Source organism: Streptomyces sp. NPDC002867, assembly GCF_053591895.1.
The window spans coordinates 237,321-256,536 of the sequence record NZ_JBSFUR010000007.1 but is presented as its reverse complement, the minus strand read 5'-3'; the positions used below and the strand labels follow the sequence as shown (position 1 = coordinate 256,536).

Annotated in this window: 19 protein-coding genes and 1 pseudogene; 10 read left to right on the top strand and 10 right to left on the bottom strand. The window is 69.0% G+C overall.

Features of this window, described 5'->3' with window-relative positions:
• Nucleotides 1-151 precede the first annotated feature (151 nt).
• The 3 genes and pseudogenes from ACWD0A_RS09925 to ACWD0A_RS09915 all read left to right on the top strand — a co-directional run.
• Nucleotides 152-208, top strand: a pseudogene (locus ACWD0A_RS09925) (twin-arginine translocation signal domain-containing protein); the annotation flags it as partial.
• 186 nt (nucleotides 209-394) lie between these two features.
• A complete protein-coding gene (locus ACWD0A_RS09920) occupies nucleotides 395-1,132 on the top strand; it encodes a hypothetical protein (RefSeq protein WP_451296404.1) in 738 nt (245 codons plus the stop codon).
• A 371-nt stretch (nucleotides 1,133-1,503) separates the two neighbouring features.
• Nucleotides 1,504-1,674, top strand: a complete 171-nt coding sequence (locus tag ACWD0A_RS09915) for a hypothetical protein (RefSeq protein WP_451296364.1) — start codon at nucleotides 1,504-1,506, stop codon at nucleotides 1,672-1,674.
• 152 nt (nucleotides 1,675-1,826) lie between these two features.
• Here ACWD0A_RS09915 and ACWD0A_RS09910 read toward each other — a convergent pair whose 3' ends face one another.
• Nucleotides 1,827-2,309: a MarR family winged helix-turn-helix transcriptional regulator gene (locus ACWD0A_RS09910; RefSeq protein ID WP_451296362.1), complete on the bottom strand. Its 483-nt coding sequence runs from the start codon at nucleotides 2,307-2,309 to the stop codon at nucleotides 1,827-1,829.
• Between the two features lie 50 nt (nucleotides 2,310-2,359).
• Here ACWD0A_RS09910 and ACWD0A_RS09905 point away from each other — a divergent pair, with 50 nt between their 5' ends.
• The 4 genes from ACWD0A_RS09905 to ACWD0A_RS09890 all read left to right on the top strand — a co-directional run bounded on the left by ACWD0A_RS09905 (nucleotide 2,360) and on the right by ACWD0A_RS09890 (nucleotide 6,403).
• Nucleotides 2,360-2,776 carry a nuclear transport factor 2 family protein gene (locus tag ACWD0A_RS09905; RefSeq protein WP_451296360.1) on the top strand — a complete coding sequence of 139 codons (417 nt, stop codon included), beginning with the start codon at nucleotides 2,360-2,362 and terminating at the stop codon, nucleotides 2,774-2,776.
• A gap of 1,423 nt (nucleotides 2,777-4,199) precedes the next feature.
• A complete protein-coding gene (locus ACWD0A_RS09900; protein WP_451296358.1) occupies nucleotides 4,200-4,862 on the top strand; it encodes a hypothetical protein in 663 nt (220 codons plus the stop codon).
• Between the two features lie 268 nt (nucleotides 4,863-5,130).
• On the top strand, nucleotides 5,131-5,580 hold the full coding sequence (locus tag ACWD0A_RS09895) for a hypothetical protein (RefSeq protein ID WP_451296356.1): 450 nt from the start codon (nucleotides 5,131-5,133) through the stop codon (nucleotides 5,578-5,580).
• Between the two features lie 136 nt (nucleotides 5,581-5,716).
• A complete protein-coding gene (locus tag ACWD0A_RS09890) occupies nucleotides 5,717-6,403 on the top strand; it encodes a hypothetical protein (RefSeq protein WP_451296354.1) in 687 nt (228 codons plus the stop codon).
• A 51-nt stretch (nucleotides 6,404-6,454) separates the two neighbouring features.
• Here the strand turns inward: ACWD0A_RS09890 and ACWD0A_RS09885 are convergent, their stop codons facing one another.
• The gene (locus tag ACWD0A_RS09885; protein ID WP_451296352.1) at nucleotides 6,455-6,847 is read right to left on the bottom strand and encodes a hypothetical protein; all 393 of its coding nucleotides are present in this window, start codon (nucleotides 6,845-6,847) and stop codon (nucleotides 6,455-6,457) included.
• A gap of 165 nt (nucleotides 6,848-7,012) precedes the next feature.
• Between ACWD0A_RS09885 and ACWD0A_RS09880 the strand changes: the two genes are divergently transcribed.
• A complete protein-coding gene (locus ACWD0A_RS09880; RefSeq protein ID WP_451296350.1) occupies nucleotides 7,013-7,633 on the top strand; it encodes a dihydrofolate reductase family protein in 621 nt (206 codons plus the stop codon).
• 9 nt (nucleotides 7,634-7,642) lie between these two features.
• Here the strand turns inward: ACWD0A_RS09880 and ACWD0A_RS09875 are convergent, their stop codons facing one another.
• The 7 genes from ACWD0A_RS09875 to ACWD0A_RS09845 all read right to left on the bottom strand — a co-directional run bounded on the left by ACWD0A_RS09875 (nucleotide 7,643) and on the right by ACWD0A_RS09845 (nucleotide 16,575).
• The gene (locus tag ACWD0A_RS09875) at nucleotides 7,643-9,208 is read right to left on the bottom strand and encodes an APC family permease (protein ID WP_451296348.1); all 1,566 of its coding nucleotides are present in this window, start codon (nucleotides 9,206-9,208) and stop codon (nucleotides 7,643-7,645) included.
• Nucleotides 9,209-9,458: 250 nt separating this feature from the next.
• Nucleotides 9,459-10,913: an aldehyde dehydrogenase family protein gene (locus ACWD0A_RS09870; RefSeq protein ID WP_451296346.1), complete on the bottom strand. Its 1,455-nt coding sequence runs from the start codon at nucleotides 10,911-10,913 to the stop codon at nucleotides 9,459-9,461.
• On the bottom strand, nucleotides 10,910-12,649 hold the full coding sequence (locus ACWD0A_RS09865) for an N-acyl-D-amino-acid deacylase family protein (protein WP_451296344.1): 1,740 nt from the start codon (nucleotides 12,647-12,649) through the stop codon (nucleotides 10,910-10,912). The genes ACWD0A_RS09870 and ACWD0A_RS09865 overlap by 4 nt, the downstream gene beginning before the upstream one ends.
• A gap of 473 nt (nucleotides 12,650-13,122) precedes the next feature.
• Nucleotides 13,123-14,244, bottom strand: a complete 1,122-nt coding sequence (locus ACWD0A_RS09860) for an LLM class flavin-dependent oxidoreductase (RefSeq protein WP_307714957.1) — start codon at nucleotides 14,242-14,244, stop codon at nucleotides 13,123-13,125.
• A 116-nt stretch (nucleotides 14,245-14,360) separates the two neighbouring features.
• Entirely contained in the window at nucleotides 14,361-15,113 is a 753-nt protein-coding gene (locus tag ACWD0A_RS09855; protein WP_451296342.1) for an SDR family NAD(P)-dependent oxidoreductase, read from the bottom strand.
• Between the two features lie 37 nt (nucleotides 15,114-15,150).
• Entirely contained in the window at nucleotides 15,151-16,071 is a 921-nt protein-coding gene (locus ACWD0A_RS09850; protein WP_451296340.1) for a TIGR03619 family F420-dependent LLM class oxidoreductase, read from the bottom strand.
• A 90-nt stretch (nucleotides 16,072-16,161) separates the two neighbouring features.
• The gene (locus ACWD0A_RS09845) at nucleotides 16,162-16,575 is read right to left on the bottom strand and encodes a PaaI family thioesterase (protein ID WP_451296338.1); all 414 of its coding nucleotides are present in this window, start codon (nucleotides 16,573-16,575) and stop codon (nucleotides 16,162-16,164) included.
• 86 nt (nucleotides 16,576-16,661) lie between these two features.
• Between ACWD0A_RS09845 and ACWD0A_RS09840 the strand changes: the two genes are divergently transcribed.
• Complete coding sequence (locus tag ACWD0A_RS09840; RefSeq protein ID WP_451296336.1) at nucleotides 16,662-16,937, top strand: hypothetical protein; 276 nt, start codon at nucleotides 16,662-16,664, stop codon at nucleotides 16,935-16,937.
• 10 nt (nucleotides 16,938-16,947) lie between these two features.
• Here ACWD0A_RS09840 and ACWD0A_RS09835 read toward each other — a convergent pair whose 3' ends face one another.
• The gene (locus ACWD0A_RS09835) at nucleotides 16,948-18,168 is read right to left on the bottom strand and encodes an amidohydrolase family protein (RefSeq protein WP_451296334.1); all 1,221 of its coding nucleotides are present in this window, start codon (nucleotides 18,166-18,168) and stop codon (nucleotides 16,948-16,950) included.
• A gap of 166 nt (nucleotides 18,169-18,334) precedes the next feature.
• Between ACWD0A_RS09835 and ACWD0A_RS09830 the strand changes: the two genes are divergently transcribed.
• Entirely contained in the window at nucleotides 18,335-19,150 is an 816-nt protein-coding gene (locus ACWD0A_RS09830) for a polysaccharide deacetylase family protein (RefSeq protein ID WP_451296332.1), read from the top strand.
• The last annotated feature ends 66 nt before the right edge of the window (nucleotides 19,151-19,216 follow it).

Here is a 19,216-nt window from a genome sequence, read left to right as displayed (position 1 = left end):
GGCTGCGTGTGCCGGCTCGAGGCACCAGTGGAAGGTGCGGGGTGCCGGACTGAACTTCGGCGATCTTGAGTATTACATGCTCATGCCTGGACCGCTGCCGGCTGCCTAGCGTGTCAGGGGCAAGAGCTCCTGGGAAGGTGGGGGAAAAGGTATGCAGCGGAGAAGCTTTCTCACCGGTCTCGGCGCGGTCGCCGCGGCTACGGCACTTCCCGTGTACGGCGCTGCGGGTTCCGCAACGGCAGCGGACGCCGCTGGGACGGCATCCCTTCGCCTGACGCCCAGGCCCTCTCTGGATCCCCGTATCCGGGAGTGGCAGCACGCCAAGAACACGGGTTTCGAGCGGTCCTGGTGTACGCAGTTCCAAGGGATGTGCACGGACGGTGCGTTCTGGTACGTGGTCTCCAATGCACCTGGGAACCAGCGCCTGTACAAGCTGTCACTCGATTTCTCCGTGCAGTACGGGACCCTCGCCGCGCCGCCCGGCAGCGGCCACATTGGGGCGCCGACCTTCGACACACAGCGCGGGGTGGTGTACGTGCCCATCGAGCAGAGTGAACCTCCTCGTATATGGAAGGTCTCCCGCGAACTGAGGACGGTGGGAATCGTGTCGATGTGGGGCAGGAGCATCGGTTCGCCTGCACCCCAGCGTTCGAAGAACCCATGGCTCGCGTTCAACCCCTTTGACACGCTGGTGTACAGCTCGGTCTTCGGCTCTTCGGACAGCGCGTTTCAGCGGGTGGACCATCTGTGGGGCTACGACCGCGACAACGGACGACTGGTGAAGGAAATCCCGCTGCCCAGCGGATTGCACCATGTGCAGGGCGCCACGTTCGGCGGAAACGACGGCAGGAACCTCTACATCGCCTCTGACTACGAAGAAGCCTCGAACGGCAGAAAGCACGTCTACGCCTACGACTTCTCCCAGCCGCGCGACGGTGTACCCCCGCCTTACTGGGGGAAGATCGCCGTCCCGGACGCGGGAAACGAGGTGGAATGCGTGGTCTGGGCCCACCTGGCCTGGAGCGACGCCCGGGACACCCATATCACTGTGGGCATCCTGGACGATGTCGAAATCGACGGCGAGAACGTGTACTTCCGGCACTTCTGGGTGCCCTCGCCCGAGCGCCTGTGACCGGCGCCTCCCTCCCGAGGCTGTCGGCTCCTCACCGGCCTACGCGGTGTACTGGGTCTGGGTGGCTTCCACGGCGGTCGGCTCGCGCCTGGCGCTGTCGCCCACTCCCCGGCGACGTGGCCGATGTGAGTGTCGCCTCGAGCCGCTTCGCGCCTCCGCGGCGGCTTGCTGCCGGAGTCCGGTCGGCTGGAGGGGGCCCGGCTCCGGCGGGCCCTGGCCGCGGTGTCTCTGCCGCGGGCGGCGGACGGACGGCTGGCGCCGGCCGCCGACATAACCGGCCGGCTGCGGCCCGACGCGCGCACCTCCGAACTGGTCGAGCGGCTGCTCGCAGCCGGTCAGTGGAGGAACGGTGACCCGGAGATCCTGATGGGGTGGACGCCGGAAACGACCTGCCCCGCTTGGCCTTCCTGCTCGACGATCTGCCGGTGCAGGTGCTGGGCCGGATGCGCTCGGACCGCGTCCCGCGCCGCGTGGTGCCCCCGCGTGAGCCCAGCACCCGGAAGCGCCCGTCGCGCCACGGCGGTGTGAGTTCTCTTCGGTGATCCCGCCACCTGGACACCTCCGACGCGGCAACCGACCAGGGCCGCATGTACGGCACCGCCACCACCGGACCCGGGACCGACTCCACCCGCGGCTGCGAATGAGCCTCCCCGGTGGGCCGTGTGGGCGGACAGCCGATGCGTGTTCTGCCTGGTTACCGGGGCGGTCGTACAGCCCGGCGTTCCACCGCTGCGGTTCCGCCGAGTTCGTCCAGGAGCCGGACCAGCAGGTCTCGATGCTCGGCCAGGTGCTGCTCGCCGAGGTGGTCGGCCAGTCGCTGATCCAGAGCACTGCGGGCGCGTCGTGCCGCGGCCACGGCCTCCTGGCCGCGAGCGGTCAGCCGGACGCGGCGGATGCGGGCGTCGGCAGCATCGGGCGCGCGCTCGCAGTAGCCGAGGCGTTCGAGCTCTGCTACCGCTTTGGAGGCTCCTTGCTGGGTCATGGCCAAGTGCGCAGCCAGCTCGCCAACCGTGGGCTCATCGTCAATCAGGTGCTGGAAGACATAGCCGTGCGAGAAGCGCAGGTCGCCAAAACCCTCCTTGGCCAACTGCTCCTGAACCAGCTTGGCGGCGGCGTGGCCGACAAGGAGGGCGAGCGTTCCGGTGTCCAGTTGCTGTGGGTCGAGCGAGGGTGGCATGGGGCCATCCTACACTTGACAACCACAGTTGCACAACTATAGTTGTTCATATGTCACTGCAACAACATCCCAACATCGACACCGCTGTCCGCTACCACCAAGCCGTCTCCGGCTTCGCTACCGGCGAGGAACTCTGCGCGTTCTTCCATCCCGACGCCACCCACCATGAGCTGCCCAACGCGCTCTTTCCCGACGGCAACGTCCGAGACCTGGCAGGCTTGTGCGCTGCTGCCGAAGCGGGCCGCAACGGACTGAGCATGCAGAGCTTCGAGGTGCTCAATGCTCTTGCCGTGGGGGACCAGGTCGCTCTGGAAGTGCTCTGGGTCGGGACGACCGCCGTCCCTCTGGGCAACCTGCCCGCGGGGCATACCCTGCGCGCCCACATCGCGGTCTTCCTGGAATTTCGCGATGGGAAGATCATCACTCAGCGGAACTATGACTGCTATGAGCGACTCACCACCGCCTGACACACTCTTCAGTTGGAGATCGGCTGCACCTGCTGCAGTTCGCCGATCGTCGATCGCCCGACTGAAGGCTGCCGGTGCGCATCAAGCTTCGGCAGCGGCCCTGGCCTGGCGAACCTCGCGCTCATCGCCTTCCGAAGAACACCCGATCCTCCGCCCTGCACACCAGGGCCGGCTTCCCGATCCTGGGCACCCCGAGCGCCGCGGCCGCCCCCGCGAGCATTGGCACGACGTCGTCCTCGTGAAGCGCCCCAGCCCCGCCGTCGCTTGATCGGCGGTCCTGCCGCTCGCTCTCGTCCTCACCGGCCGACGGTTCGCATAGCGGCCTGCGGCCGGCCTCCTGCGGGCGCACGAAACGCCTACCGGCCCAGGAAGTTGATGTGGTCCAACAGCAGCGGGGACAGGCGGGCCGACAGGTCGTCGGTGACGGGGAAGCCGCCGGCGACGCGCCGTCGACGCGCCTGGGGGCGAGACTCCCCTCATGCACGCGGCGCTTGTAGTGCGCCGAAAGAATCCATCGTGTGGCAACGCAGCCGCTTCTGAACCGGCGTCACCTTGTGGGTAGTCATTACTCTACTCGCGGAGCCGGACGGGTGTTCCAATAATGCATGGAATTCTCGGCACCCGCTGCAGCGGAACCTGGCCGACGCAGCGCGCCTCAATGGGGCAGCCATGAAGAAAAACCCAAACCTCACCGGTCGGTAGATCGGCAACCGAGTCCGAGTGATTCACAAACTCCCAGAGAGAGATTTCAATGAAGCGCCTGAAGCGACTCGCGGGAATCTTGTCGGCAACTGCAACAGCGAGTGCAGCGATTGTCGGATTCTCCGCGGCGGAAGCCAGTGCGGCTCAGGTTCAAAGCTGCAGCGCCTGGCAGGCAGTCCCCCACCTGTCGGGGTTCTGGCAGAAGGCATGCCTCGTCAAAGACGGTAGCCACAGCTACGCGTACGGCATCGTGACCAACACGGGAGGCGTCACCAACACCGCCGGCCTTGAGGTGAGGAACAGCGCGGACTTCGGTACCACCGGGCGTACATGCCCTTCCCGCACCGTCGGACCGGGACAGAGCTTCTCCTGCAGCACGCCGTGGACGCTCGACCAGACCCCCACCTGGGCTGACACTGCGACAAGTACGTATGGGACGTTCTTCACCACGGCGTCGCCGGCGTTCTGAGCGCTGCCGCGACATGCGGCCGGGCTGTGAGCAGTTGAGACTTCTCAGCAAAGCCGCGCCCGGTGCTGTAAGTGCCGAAGACGGAGTTGAGCGGTGGCGCCGATACGGCCTGTGCCGAGTCCGGCCGGCGCGATCTTGTAGTCGGCGCCGCCGCCTTCGTTGCAGGAACGCACGGATCGATGAACAGGACTGGCGAGTAGTTTCTAGAATGGGGATCTCATGAAGAGGCTTTTGTCATCTGCTGCTGCTCTCGTGGCTGTGACTGCGGGATTGCTGGTTCCAGGAACTTCGGCTCAGGCGGCCGCACTCCCGGACTACTACGTCGTGGAGGTCACGTTTGACGCATTCTCTTCGACGTTCGACGATTGCGAATTCTTCGAGGGCTGCGATCGGGCCGAGGTCTACGGAACCCTGTCGGCCGGATCTCAGGCTCCCGGCGCCACCAGCGTAAGGCTCAATCGCGCCCTTAACCTCGCGGCGTGGCGCGAAGAAGACCGGGATTGCTCGTACAACGGTACCGATTGGTCCATGGCGCCATGGAACAGCAACAACCAGGACCTGGCCAGTTGTCCCAGGGGGGTTTACTCGGGCACTCAGTACAAGTTCTCGGATACATTCCTCTGCGCAAGCGGCACTTACAAGAGTTGCGATTCAAGCCACCCTCGGATCAAGAACAACAACAAGGTCCGGGTGGCCGTATATGCAGGCGATCAGCTGAAGATCTCCTACAAGTTCATGGACAAGGACAGTTCGTCGGAGGATGACGTGCTGTGTGAAGGCAATCTCTTCATCGGGAATCTCACTTACTCCACACTGCCTGGCCTTTCACTGTCCGACCAAGCCTCCTCCAGCGGGGAATCCAACTCGTCATGCACCGTGCACTACCACCTTGAGACTGTCGGCGCGGTGATGTGACCGTCGCCACGTGAGGAGCCCCGCCCGGCTGCGCGGGGCGGCCACCGCCGGCCACCGACCGAGGGGCCTGTCAAACGAACGGCTCTGTCGCACTCTCGGTGGTGACCGACGGCTCACCTGAACTCCTGCAAAGGAGTCCTGAACCGCAGGCAGGAATGCCACGTGAACTCGTCACGAAGCGGCGGACTCCTGCTCGTGTCGCCGAACTGTCCTTGCCGTCCTGCTGAAGCGACAGCCGACGTTCCTACGAGAAAGAAGTGAAGTCCCCATGCGGAAAGCAGTTTCAGGTGCAGTCATTCTGGCCGCCGCGGCGGAACTCATGCTACTGGCCACTCCGGCAAGAGCGGTCGACGGCACCTCCTGCACCGGTTGGCGCGCTTTCGACAGCTCTCTCCCCGGGGTGACGGTCAACATGTGCGTCTCCGAACGGACGGAGGCGGCAACACAGAAGAAAGGCGGGCATGTTCACATCTACAACGGCGGAACACGCAACGTATTCCTGGGGAGTCGGACAGTCCTGCTGAACCCCTTCGGCGGTGATGCGAACTGTGCAGACGTGACCCTCGTCCCCGGTGCCACTCGGACGTGTGCTTCGTTCGAAATGAACGACACGAACGCCGATCTCAACTCTGAGCGCGCCGTCGCCTCCATTCAGTACTGGAATCCGTCCTTTGGGTCGTGGCAATGGAAGGCAGTGGTATCGCCGTGGACGTTCTGACACGTAGTGCATTCCGAACGACTGGCACGCCACGGAAATGAAAGGTGCTCGCATGAAAACATTGGCGGCTGCTGCGGGGGCTCTCGGCGTGAGCCATGCAGCCAATCCAAGAACGCAAGCCGAACGTTCGAGGGGCGTGAGACGGAAGAAGTTGTCGGCCCTGTTCGTCGCAGCGGCTGCGGTGGCGGTGCCCACCGTGCACGCCGACAGCGCCGTAGCGGCGGCAAGTTCATATCGTGTCGAAGTGACTCTGGTGAAGGTGGGATTCTTCCAGCTCGACGATCACTCGTGCTGGACGGGCAGCGGCTACTCCGAATGTGCCGACTTCTACGGCTCGGTATCCGTGCACACCAGTGCCCCAGGAGGGGGGAACGACGGTCAGGGGGTACGCAACATAGGCCGCTGGGGCGGCACGGGGGACTTCGGTAACGCGTGGTCCTCCTCGGGGACAGCGGCCGCCTCCCCGGCGGAGGTGGCCAACCAGGCATGGGCCCCGACTGGTTGGAGCGGTTACCAGTTCGCGGATCGCGGCCTTTGCGTGTCGGCCACCTACGCTCGTTGCGACAGCGCGTACGCCAAGGGCAACAACAAGGTGCTGCTGACGGTCCGGCCGGGAGAATCGGTCGACGTCAACCTTGATGGGCGGGACTACGACTCGGGCTCCGGCGATGACGTCATCTGCCAGATACATCGGTCAACCGGCCCCCTGACCTCGTCGCAGTTGGACGGTCTCAACCGCACCATCGACACGGAATCGCCATCGGGGCCCGACGGCGGCTGCTCCTTCATGTACACCGTCAGAAAGCTGTACGACATCCCATGACCCGAGGTGCCGGAGAGCAGAAAGAAAACACCTTCCATGCATCGTATTCCGTCAGCTCCGAGGGCTGGACGGACGGAACTGTCCACGCTTCTGCGGGAACAGCGGGGTCCACGGCAGCGCGGTGCGCCATGCCTCGCGGTCGCGCATCCAGTCGTCGATGACCTTCGCCACCGGCTCGGGGCCGATCACGGGGCCCTGCGAGGGCACATGGGCCTGGAAGTGCAGCTCCTCGCGGCCCTCGCGGTACTCGACCTGGTAGCTGAGGTCGTCGTTGAGGTGCACCTGCATGTAGTGCTGGTCCACCGGCTCCCTGTCGCGCCGTTCGACGATCACGTAGGGGTGGGAGAGGTTCATGTCGGCGAGCAGGTCGTGCACTTCGACGTAGGTGGGGTCGTCGATCGACTTCCCGCCCGCCTCGCTCGCCCGGATCAACGGCTTCGTCATGCGGGCGACTGTACGGGCCGGGTCCGACAACCGCAGGGCCGCGCCCCCGCAGCGGGCCATCGGCGCACGGCGTGCACGGCTGGAGGCGGCCGACGGCGAGGCGCCGACACTCCCGCGGCCGGCGGCGGCAGAGTCGGTGCCGGACACCGACCGAAGGAGCACGTCATGAGCAAGGTCGTCGCGGACATCTCCGTGTCGCTGGACGGATTCATCGCCGGACCGAACGACGGCCCCGGAAACCCGCTCGGCGACCGGGGGGAGCGCCTGCACGAGTGGGTGTATCCGCTCGCGAGCTGGCGGGAGATGCACGGTCTCGACGGGGGAGCCACGGGGCCCGACGCCGACCTGGTGGAGGAGACGGTGCAGCGTGCCGGGGCCTACGTCATGGGCCGGCGGATGTTCGACTGCGGCGAGGAGCCGTGGGGGGACGAGCCGCCGTTCCACGCCCAGGTGTTCGTCGTCACGCACGAGGAGCGTGAGCCGCTGGTGAAGCAGGGCGGGACGACGTTCGCCTTCGTCACGGGCGGGGTCGGGGAGGCCGTCGAACGGGCCCGCCGCGCCGCCGGGGACAAGGACGTGGCCCTCGCCGGCGGCGGGCAGCTGATCCGCGGCGTGCTGGCGGCCGGGCTGCTCGACGAGCTCCAACTGCATCTGGTGCCGGTGCTGCTCGGCGGCGGGGTGCGGCTGTTCACCGAAGAGGGTGACCGGACGGTCGAGTTCGAGACGACCCGGGTGATCGACTCACCTTCCGTGACCCATCTGCGGCTGCGCCCCGCCGCCGTGTGACGGTGTCCGTCAGTCGGCCATCACCAGGGCCGGCGTCTCCTTGGTCAGCACCTCGCCGCGGAAGAACGCCGGGCTGCGGCGCTGCATCACGAGCATCAGCACGACGCCGAGGAGCAGCAGGCCGACGCCGATCACGAACACCGACCCCATGCCGAGGACGGAGGAACCCGAGCCGTAGGCCGGGTCCCACATGTCGTAGAGGGTCTTGGCGAAGACGGCGGTGAGCATCAGGCCGCCGACGCCGGGGAGCACTCCCTTGATCATCAGGTTGGCCGCCGAGCGCGAGAGCTCCTTGCGGAAGAACCAGACGCAGGCGAAGGCCGTGATCGAGTAGTAGAAGCAGATCATCAGGCCGAGCGCGTAGATGGTGTCGACCAGGACGTTCTCGCTGACGAGGCTCATCACCGTGTAGAAGAGGCCGGTGGCGACGCCCGCGGCGACGGTGGCGAGACCGGGGGTCTTGAAGCGGGGGTGGACCTTCGCGAACGCCTTGGGCATGGCCTCGTACGAGCTCATCGCGAGGGCGGTGCGGGCGACGGGGATGAAGGTCGTCTGGAGGCTCGCCGCGGCGGAGGCCAGGACGGCGACGAAGAGCAGGATGCCGAGGCCCGAGCCCATGATCGGGTCGGCCAGGACCGCGAACACGTTGTCGGAGGTGTCCGGGTTGCCGAGGCCGGTGCCCTTCTCGCCGATGCCGGCGTACATCTGCACGGCGATGGCGACCATCAGGTACGAGACGACGATGATCACCATGGCGAGCATGGCGGAGCGGCCGGGGGTGCGGGTGCTGCCGACGCTCTCCTCGTTGATGGACAGGCAGGCGTCCCAGCCCCAGTAGATGAAGATCGACAGGGAGAGTCCGGCGGTGAAGGCGGAGAAGGACTCGATACCGAACGGGTTCATCCAGGACAGGGAGAAGTCCAGGGAGCCGGCGACCTGGTCGGCCTTGGCGATGGCCATGACGGCGAAGATCGCGAGGACGGTGAGCTGGAGACCGACCAGGGCGTACTGGACCCACTTGGTCGCGGTGATGCCGCGGTAGCTGATCGCCGTGGCGACGCCGATGAAGGCGAGCGTGGTGAGGATGTGGACGGCCTTGTTGCCGTCGAGCGCGGCAACGCTCTCGCTGCCGCTGATCTCTCCGGCGGTGAGCCAGAAGAAGGACGTGGCCACTCCGGCGAGGTTGGAGAGGACGACGACGGTGGCCACCAGCAGACCCCAGCCGCACATCCAGCCGATCCGCGGGCCGAAGGCCTTCACCGTCCAGGTGAAGGAGGTGCCGCAGTCCGGGACCGCCTTGTTGAGCTCGCGGTAGGCGAAGGCGACGAGGAGCATCGGGAGGAAGCCGGCCAGGAAGATCGCCGGCATCTGGAGGCCGACCTCCCCGACGGTGGGTCCGAGTGTCGAGGTCAGGCAGTAGACGGGGGCGACCGTCGAGACGCCGATGACGGCTCCGCCCATCAGGCCGACGGAGTTTCCGCCGAGGCCTTTCTCGCGGACGCCTCCGGCGTCTTCGGGGGCGGCCGCGCCCCGTACTGCATCTCCGGCCTGCGGCCGCGCATCGATCTGGGTCATGAACAGGACGTTAAGTCCTGCGTTTTCCACATCCGGAAGATCGAAGTCCGAATACCACCCTTGGGATTCGAAGGTTCCATCGGGAGATTGCTTCTTGATGAAAGACTCTCACGGGCAGACGGCCCCACTTTGCCAGGCCATGGCCGACCGGCTCTCGATTGCGAGAACCGCAGCCATGCCCGATTTGTCCGGTTTCAAAATTTCCCACGGCGATTTTCGGACACCTTTCCCGCAGGTTCGGCGGCCGTCCTCACCCCGGCCACACCACCGCCTGGAGCTCGCTGTACGCATGCAGCGCATACGACCCCACGTCCCGCCCCACCCCGCTCCGCTTGAACCCGCCGAACGGCGCCTCCATGTTCCGGCCGACCGTGTTCACCCCGACCCCACCCGCCCGCAACTCCCCCGCCACACGGAACGCGCGGGCCACATCGCCCGACCAGACGTAGTCGATCAGGCCGTAGTCGCTGTCGTTCGCGAGCGCCACACCCTCCTCCTCGTCGTCGAACGGGACCACGACCACCACCGGCCCGAAGATCTCCTCCCGCACCACGCGCATGTCGTTGGTGCAGTCCGCGAACAGCGCCGGCGCGACGTAGAAGCCCCGCTCGAACGCCGGGCGCTCACCGCCCGCCACCAGCCGCGCCCCCTCCTTGCGGCCCAGCTCCACGTACGACTCGACCCGGTCGCGCTGCGCTGCCGAGATCAGCGGGCCGACCACCGTCGCCGGGTCGGCCGGATCACCGACCCGCAGCCGCCCGGCGTACGTGGCGAGGCCCGCCACCACCCGCTCGTACACGCCACGCTGCGCGAGCACGCGCGTCGGCGCCGTACAGATCTGGCCGCTGTAGAACGAGAACGTCGTCCCGATCCCGCGCACTGCGGATTCCACGTCCGCGTCGTCGTAGACGAGCGCCGCCCCCTTGCCGCCGAGCTCCATCAGCTGGCGTTTCATCGTCCGGCCGCACACCCCGGCGATGCGCTGTCCGACCGCCGTCGAGCCGGTGAAGCTCACCATGTCGACATCCGGCGAGTCGACGGCTGCCTCCCCTGCCGCGGACGCGGAATCCGTCACGACGTTCACCGTGCCGGGCGGGGCACCGGCCTCATGAAGCGCCTCGGCCATCCGGTAGACCGACAGCGGGTCCTGCGGGGCGGGCTTGACGACGACCGTGTTGCCCGCCGCCAGTGCGGGCGCGACCTTGCCGGCCGCATTGGCCCACGGGTTGTTGTACGAGGTGATGCAGGTGACGACACCGACCGGGCGGCGCACGGCGACCGCACCGAACACGCCCGCCCTCCCCATGGGGCCCGCCGCGTTGATCTGCGGGGGCACCGCCTGCTCGACGGGTTCCAGCGCGCCGCGGGCGTAACGGCGGAAGCGGGCCGCGCCGACGGCGACCTGCATGCCGCGGGCGGTGGCGGTGGTCGCACCCGTCTCGGCGCGGGCGAGCGCGGTGTGGGCCTCCGCGTCCCGCTGGACGAGGTCCGCGGCCCGGTCCAGGATCGCCGCCCGCTCCTCCGGTTTCGTACGCGACCAGGCCGCGAACGCCTCCCGGGCCGCCGCGGCCGCCTGGTGCACCTGGGCGCGGCTCGCCTCGGGCGCGAGCCCGACGACCTCCTCCGTGGCCGGGTCGACCACCTCGTAGTGGCCGAGGTCCGGCTCGACCCACGCGCCGCCGATGAACAGCTTCTGCGGCCTCATCGGGCCGACACCGTCCTCGTGTCCCGTCCCGAGCGCAGCACGACGCCCGGCACGGCCCCGGTGACCCGGTCGTCCCTGATTGTCTCGACGCCGTTGACACGGACGGAGACGATGCCGAGCGCGGGCGCGTCCAGGCGGGGGCTGTCACCGGGCAGGTCGTGCACCAGCCGCGCGGGCCCGGCGTCGATCCGCTCCGGGTCGAACAGCACCAGGTCCGCGTGCCAGCCCTCCTGGACCCGTCCGCGCTCGCGCAGGCCGAACAGCCGAGCCGGCTCGTCCGTGAGCATCCCGACCGCCTGTTCCAGGCCGACCAGCCCGCGGCCGCGCAGGCAGTCCCCGAGGAACCGCGTCGTGTACGGCGCCCCGCACATGCGGTCCAGGTGCGCGCCCGCGTCGGAGCCGCCGAGCATGACGTCCTCGTGCTGCCACGTCTCGGCCCGCAGCGCCCAGGACGCCGGGTCGTTGTCGGTGGGCATGGGCCACAGGACCGTCCGCAGCTCGTCCTCGGCGCAGATCTCGACGAGGCACCCGAAGGGGTCCTGGCCGCGCTCGGCGGCGATGTCGCGCACGACCCGCCCGGACAGGCCCTCGTTCTCCTTCGCGTACGTGTCGCCTATGACGTACCGGCCGAAGTCGGCGAGGCGGCGGAAGACGCCGGCCTCCTTCGCCTCCGCGCGGCGCAGCATCTCCGCCCGGACCCCCGGGTCACGGAGCTTCGCGATCCGCTCGGGGACCGGGAGGGCGAGGATCTCGCCCCAGCCGGGGATCAGGTTGAGCGCGCAGAACGTGCCGAGCGACATGTTCATGGGGGTCAGGATCGGCATGGTGAGGGCGACGATCCGGCCGCCGGCCCTCCGGGCGCGCTCGCTCGGTACGAGCTGGCGCGGCACGCGCTCGGGAACCGCGGCGTCGATGGTGAGGACGTTCCAGTTGAGGGGCCGCCCGGCGGCGGCGCTCATCGCGACGAGCAGGTCGATCTCCTCGTCCGCGAACCGGTCGAGGCAGCCCGCGACGATGGCTTCGAGCTGGGTTCCCTCGTGCTCGCCCACGGCCCTCGACAGTGCGATCAGCTCCTCGGGCCGGGCGTGCCGCGAGGCGACGGGCCGCCCGTCGCCGTCGGAGTGCGTCGACGACTGGGTCGTGGACAGGCCCCAGGCGCCCGCGTCCATGGCGTCGTGGAGGAGGCCGGTCATCTGCCGGAGCTGCGCGGGCGTGGGCTGCCCGCCGACGGCGTCCGGCCCCATGACATGGCGGCGCAGGGCACAGTGCCCGACCATGAACCCGGCGTTGACGGCCGTCCGGCCGTCGAGCGCGTCCAGGTACTCGCCGAAGGTGTGCCAGGTCCAGGGAGCCCCCTGTTCCAGAGCGACCAGCGACATGCCCTCGACCTTGGACATCATGCGCCGCGTGTAGTCGGCGTCCTCGGGCCGGCCGGGGTTCAGCGGGGCGAGGGTGAAGCCGCAGTTGCCGCCCGCGACGGTGGTGACGCCGTGGTTGAGGGAGGGCGTGGCGTACGGGTCCCAGAACAGCTGGGCGTCGTAGTGGGTGTGCGGGTCGACGAAGCCGGGCGCGAGAACGAGACCGGTGGCGTCCTCGGCGGTGCGGGTGTCCTGGGTGACGCTGTCCGGCGGGGCGATGACGGCGATGCGGCCGTCGCGGATGCCGACGTCGGCGGCGAAGGCGGGCCCGCCGCTGCCGTCGACGACGGTCGCGCGCCGTATGAGGTGGTCGAGCATGGGGCGTCCCTTCTCGTGCGGATGGGTGGTCGCCTGCGCGTGGGCGGTGTGTGGCCCGGCCGGGGGCGCCGCGTTCGGCCGCGAACGGGCGCACGCCGGCCGGGCCGGTACGGGTGGCGGTCCGGGAAGACGCCACCCGCGTGGGTGGAGGAGAGGGCGAGGGCGGGTGGCGCCTGCGGCGGGCCTTTTCCCCACCCCGCCCTTTCCCGAACCGGGGCTTCGCCCCAGACCTCGTACCGCGCTTCGCGCGATGTCCTCAAGCTCCCCCTGCGGCCTGGCGGCCGTGGGGGGCTGATTTCGCGCAGCGAAATCCAGCCCCGCCGGCGATTGAGGCGCTGGGGGTCCCCCCGCCCGCAGGCCGTAGGGGGAGGGTCCGGGGGCGGAGCCCCCGGTTCGGGATGGGGGCACCTCCCACGGCCGCCAGGCCGTAGGGGGAGGGCGGGGTGGGGAACACAGCGCCGCAGGCGCCCCCCTCAGCCCGCCGACTCCCGGAAGCGCGTCGTGCGGTGGATCGGGTCCGTGTCGATGTGGGGGATCACGTGCTCACCGATCAGCCGGATCGTCGTCATGGTGTCCTCGTACGACACCCCGGTCGGCAGCCCGAACGACAACTGGTCCGCCCCCGCCTGCTCCCACCTCTTGCACTGCTGCAGCACCTCCCCCGGGTCGCCGCAGATCATCAGTTCCTCCGCTATCAGCAGCTCGATGATCTCCGCCGTGTACTCGGGCAGCAGCTCGGGCCACTCCGGGATCCCTTCCGGCCGCGGGAAGGTGTCGTGGTAGCGGAAGAGCAGCGACTGGAGGTAGTTCAGTCCGCCGCCGGCCGCGATCTCGACCGCCTTCTCGTGCGTCTCCGCGCAGATCGCCGTCGACGTCACCATCACGTTGTCGTTGACGAACGCGCCGACCGCCTTCGCTTCCTTCACCGCCGTCTTGTACGACTCGACGACCCACTCCATGTCGGAGACCTTCTGCACGCTGAAGCCCAGCACGCCAAGGCCCTTCCGGCCCGCCATGGCGTACGAGGACGGGGAACCGGCCGCGTACCACATGGCGGGGTGGGCCTTCCCGTACGGCTTGGGGAGGACCTTCCGCGGCGGAAGGGACCAGTGCTTGCCCTGGAAGCCCGCGTACTCGTCCTGGAGCCACATCCTCGGGAACTCGGCGATCGTCTCCTCCCAGATCTCCTTGGTGTGGTTCATGTCCGTGATGCCCGGCATGAATCCGAGGATCTCGTGCGATCCCGCGCCGCGGCCCGAGCCGAACTCGAAGCGGCCCTTCGACAGGTGGTCGAGCATCGCGACCTTCTCGGCGACCTTGACGGGGTGGTTGACGGGCGCGAGAGGGTTGAAGATCCCCGATCCCAGGTGGATCCGTTCCGTCGCGTGCGCGAGGTAGCCGAGGAAGACGTCGTTGGCCGACAGGTGGGAGTACTCCTCCAGGAAGTGGTGTTCGGAGGCCCAGGCGTACTTGAACCCGGACCGGTCCGCCTGGATGACGTACTCGGTCTCCTCCATGAGCGCCTTGTGCTCGGCGAGCGGGTCGGTCGCGGCGCGCTTGCCGAGGTATCCCTGTACGAAGATGCCGAATTCCACGGGGGTTCACCGCCCAATCATTTCTGACGCTCCGTCAGGTCAGGATGGCTCCGACTGTTCCACCGCCCGGACGGGAACGCAATACCTGACCGTTCGTCAGTCGCGGCCCTGCCGTGTCACAGCACGCTGACCCCGGCGAGCCATCCCCCGTCGATGACGAACGGCTGACCCGTGATGTACGAGGAGTCCTCACCGGTCAGGAAGAGCGCGAGCCGCGCGACCTCCTCCGGCCGCCCGACCCGGCCCAGCGGCACGAGCGTGCGGTACAGCTCCTCGACCGCGCCGGGGTCCGCGCCTTCCGGATTGCTCATCGGGGTGTCCACCGCGCCCGGGCACACGGCGTTGACCCGGATCCCCCGCCCCGCGAGCTCCAGCGCGGCGACCCTGGTCAGGCCGAGGACGGCGTGCTTGGAGGCGGTGTACGCGCCGACGTACGCCATGCCGGTCAGGGCCGTGTACGAGGCGGTGTTGACGATCGTCCCGCCGCCGGCGGCCTCGATCTCGGGGGCGAGCGTCTTGATCCCGAGGAACGCGCCGACCTGGTTCACCTGGGTGATCAGCTGGAACTCCTCCAGCGGCGTGCCGACCAGCTCGTTGAAGCGCAGGATGCCCGCGTTGTTGACCAGACCGTCGACGCGTCCGAAGGCGTCCTTCGCGGCGGCGACCGCGGCGGTCCAGTCGTCCTCCCGGCTCACGTCCAGGTGGACGTACAGGGCTCCCAGTTCCTCGGCGAGCTTTTCGCCCTGCTCGTCGAGGACGTCGGCGAGGACCACGCGTGCGCCCTCCGCCGTGAAGAGCCGGGCCTCCGCCTCGCCTTGCCCGCGTGCCGCTCCGGTGATGAACACGACGCGTCCGTCCAGCTTGCCCATGCCGAGTCTCCCTGGTCGTTCGAGGATGGTTCGAGGGTCATCCGAGCTGGGGGGCCACCTCGGCGGCGAACGCCGCCATCTGGTCCGTCAGTTCGGCCACGCCGCGGCTGCGGAAGCGGACCTGGATCTGGTCCACGCCCATCACCGCGTAGGCGCGCAGCGCATCGGCGAGGGCCTGCGGCCCGCCGGCGAGGGTCCTGCGGCCGGTGTGCCAGGCGGGTTCGCCGACGTAGAGCGGTTCGGTGATGGCGCCGATCACGCAGGGCGCCTCGATCCCGGCCTTCTCGCGCAGCGCCCTGATGCGGGCGATCTGCGCGGGCAGCCGGTCGCGTGGATCCCCCTGCGGCAGCCAGCCGTCGCCCTTGAGCGCGGCACGGCGGACGGCGGCGGGCGAGGAGCCGCCGACCCAGAGCGGTACGTGCTCCTGGGCGGGCCGGGGCCGTTGCCCCAGGCCCTTGAAGGAGTACCGCTCCCCGGTGAACTCGGGGAACTCCTCCGGACCGAGCGCCGCCCGCAGCGCGTCGACGGTCTCGTCCAGCACGGGTCCGCGGTCGTCGAAGCCGACGCCGAGCGCGTCGAACTCCTCGCGCACATGCCCCGCGCCGACCCCGAGGATCAGCCGCCCGCCGGAGAGGTGGTCGAGGGTCGCGTACTGCTTGGCGGTCAGCAGGGGGTGCCGCAGTCCGACGACGGCGACATGGCTCAGGAGGCGGACGCGTTCGGTGACCGCCGCGAGATGGGAGAGCGTGGCGACGGGGTCGTACCAGACGGTGGACATGGCATCGGCGAGACGGCGCGGGATCGCGACGTGGTCGCAGACGGCGATGTACGCGAAACCGGCGCGGTCGGCGGCGCGGGCGATATCGACGAGCGCGCCCGGCCCGACGTGGGCCTCCCAGGACTCGGCGTAGAGGGTGCTCTGGGACTGGACCGGGAGCTGCATCCCGTACGCGACCATGGGGGACTCCTCGTATCTGACGGTTCGTCATGAACGACGGCCCGCCCATGGTCTTGCCCCGCGGTCCATGAGGCAAGGCCCCTGCGCCGCCTACCCCAGCAGCGCGTACACCGTGGAGGCGCGGGCCGCGGGAGCGTCCGCGCCCTCGGGCGTCATGGTGATGTCGGCGAACGCCATGCGCCGGCCCAGCTTGGTGATCCGCGCGTCGACGAGGACGTCCGCGCCCGTGACGGCGCGCAGGAAGCTGGTGGACTGCTGGACCGTCGTCATGGGGACGAAGCCGCCGCGCGCCGACGACACGGCGATCACGGTGGCGGTGTCGGCCGCGGCCATCAGCGCCTGCCCGGACAGGGCCCCGCCCTCCCGCGCGAGCCGCTCGGACCACGGCAGGCGCAGCACCGCGTGCAGCTCGCCCGCCTCATGGACGGTCAGCCCGAGGTCGAGCACCCAGGGCGCGAAATTGTCGGAGAGGATCTTGTCGGCTTCGGCGAGGGAGAGCGTCATGCGGAGCATGGTGCCGCGAACGGGGGCCGCGGGGTAGCGGACGTCCCGGCCACAGCCCCGTCCGGGACACGATCCAGGGTGACCGCATGGCTGACATCCGCACGGTCGACGAGCTCTTGGACACGGCCCGGCACGCCGCCGACGCGGGCGACTGGGTCGCCCCGGGCCTCGCCTTCGTCGACGCCGCCAAGCAGGGAGCCCTCGCGGTGGCCCGCCGGGTGCAGGAACTGGCTGACGCAGGGCGGGCGGACGCGGCTGCGTTGTTCGCGGGCATCGTCCTGGAGTACGTGGACGAGTCCGGCCTTCCCCTGGCGGTGAGCACAAGGGGCGTGAAGAGGTCCTGCGCACCGGGCGGCTGGTGATCGGACAGCGCTACGCCCCCGCCCACAACCCGTCCTCCGTCAGGCCCAGCAGGTCGATCGCGTTGCCGCGCACGATGCGGTTCACCACGTCCGGGGGGAGGTGGGCCATCTGGGACTCGCCGACCTCCTTCGACTTCGGCCACGTCGAGTCCGAGTGCGGGTAGTCCGTCTCGTACAGCACGTTGCCCGCGCCGATCGCGTGCAGGTTCCGCAGGCCGAAGGCGTCGTCGAAGAAGCAGCCGTACACGTGCTCGGCGAACAGCTCGGAGGGCGGGCGGGTGACCTTGTCGGCGACGCCGCCCCAGGCGCGGTTCTCCTCCCAGACCACGTCGGCCCGTTCCAGGATGTAGGGGATCCAGCCGATCTGGCCCTCGGCGTACATGATCCGCAGGTTCGGGAAGCGTTCGAACTTGCCGCTCATCAGCCAGTCCACCATCGAGAAGCAGCAGTTGGCGAAGGTGATGGTCGATCCCACGGCCGGCGGGGCGTCCGCCGACGTCGAGGGCATCTTCGAGGACGAGCCGATGTGCATGGCGACGACCGTGCCGGTCTCGTCGCACGCCGCGAGGAACGGGTCCCACGCGTCGGTGTGGATGGACGGCAGTCCGAGGTGCGGGGGTATCTCGGAGAAGGCGACCGCGCGCACTCCGCGTGCCGCGTTGCGCCGCACCTCGTCGGCGGCGAGGCGTGCGTCCCACAGCGGGACGAGGGTGAGCGGGATCAGCCGGCCGCCGGCCTCGGGGCCGCACCACTCCCCCACCATCCAGTCGTTGTACGCCCGCACGCCCAGCAGGCCGAGCTCCCGGTCGGCGGCCTCGGTGAAGGTCTGGCCGCAGAAGCGGGGGAAGGTCGGGAAGCAGAGCGCGGACTGGACGTGGTTGACGTCCATGTCGGCGAGCCGGTCGGGCACGGAGTACGACCCCGGGCGCATCTGCTCGTAGGTGATGATCTCCAGCTTGATCTCGTCCCTGTCGTACCCGACGGCCGTGTCGAGGCGGGTCAGGGGGCGGTGCAGGTCCTCGTACACCCACCAGTCGCCGATCGGGCCGTCGTCGCCGGGCGCCCCCATGACCGGGGAGAACTTTCCGCCGAGGAAGGTCATGTCCTTCAGCGGGGCCCTGACGACGCGCGGGCCGGTGTCGCGGTGCTTCGACGGGAGCCGGTCCCGCCAGACATGGGGGGGCTCCACCGTGTGGTCGTCCACCGAGATGATCTTGGGGAAGGTCTCCATGTCCCTCACGGTAGCGCTGATCTGACGGTTCGTCAGCTAGTGGTGACCACCCCGAAGTCGCTATGAACTCCGCGTATACGCCCTGTGTATAGTGCGCTCACGCACGCGGCAGACCACCGCGGCACACCGCCGCGCGCCGCGACCACCACACAGGGGGAACACCGTCATGCCCGTCAAGACGCACATACGCAGGGCGCGGGTTGTCTCCGCCCTCGCCGCCGCCTCGCTCGCGCTCGTCCTCGCCGGCTGCACGGCGGACGCCACCTCGCCCGCCGACGCCCGCGCGGACGCCCGCGCCGACGGGGCGGCGCTCTCCGACGGCAAGCAGCCGGGCAGCGGCAAGGGCGTCGGAGCGGAGGCCCGGCCGGCCGTGGACTGCGAGAAGGCCAAGTGCATCGCCCTGACCTTCGACGCGGGCCCCGGCAAGGACACTCCGCGCCTGCTCGACATCCTCGAGAAGGAGAAGGTGCACGCCACCTTCTTCCTCCTCGGCAAGAACCACGTCCTCAAGCACCCGGACGTCGTCCGGCGCCTCGCCGCCGAGGGCCACGAGGTCGCCAACCACACCTGGACGCACCAGCGCCTGGACCAACTGGGCAAGGAGGAGATACGCGACGAACTGGGCCGCACCCAGGACGCCATCGCCGACATCACCGGCACGAAGCCCACACTGATGCGCCCGCCCCAGGGCCGTACCGACGACGACGTCACCGCCGTCAGCAAGGAACTCGGCCTCTCCCAGGTGCTGTGGAGCGCCACGGCCAAGGACTACTCGACCACCGACTCCGCGCTCATCGAGCAGCGCATCCTCGACCAGGCCGACCGTGACGGAATCATCCTGCTCCACGACATCTACGACGGAACGGTGCCCGCCGTGCCCGGCATCATCGAGGAGCTGAAGAAACGCGGTTACACCTTCGTCACGGTCCCCGAGCTCCTCGCGCCCGCCGAACCGCAGCCCGGAACGGTCTATCGTCCCTGATCAGGTGTGGGACGAGGCTCACACGGGCAGGCGGGAGACGGAGGTGCCCCGCTGCTGACGGGGCCG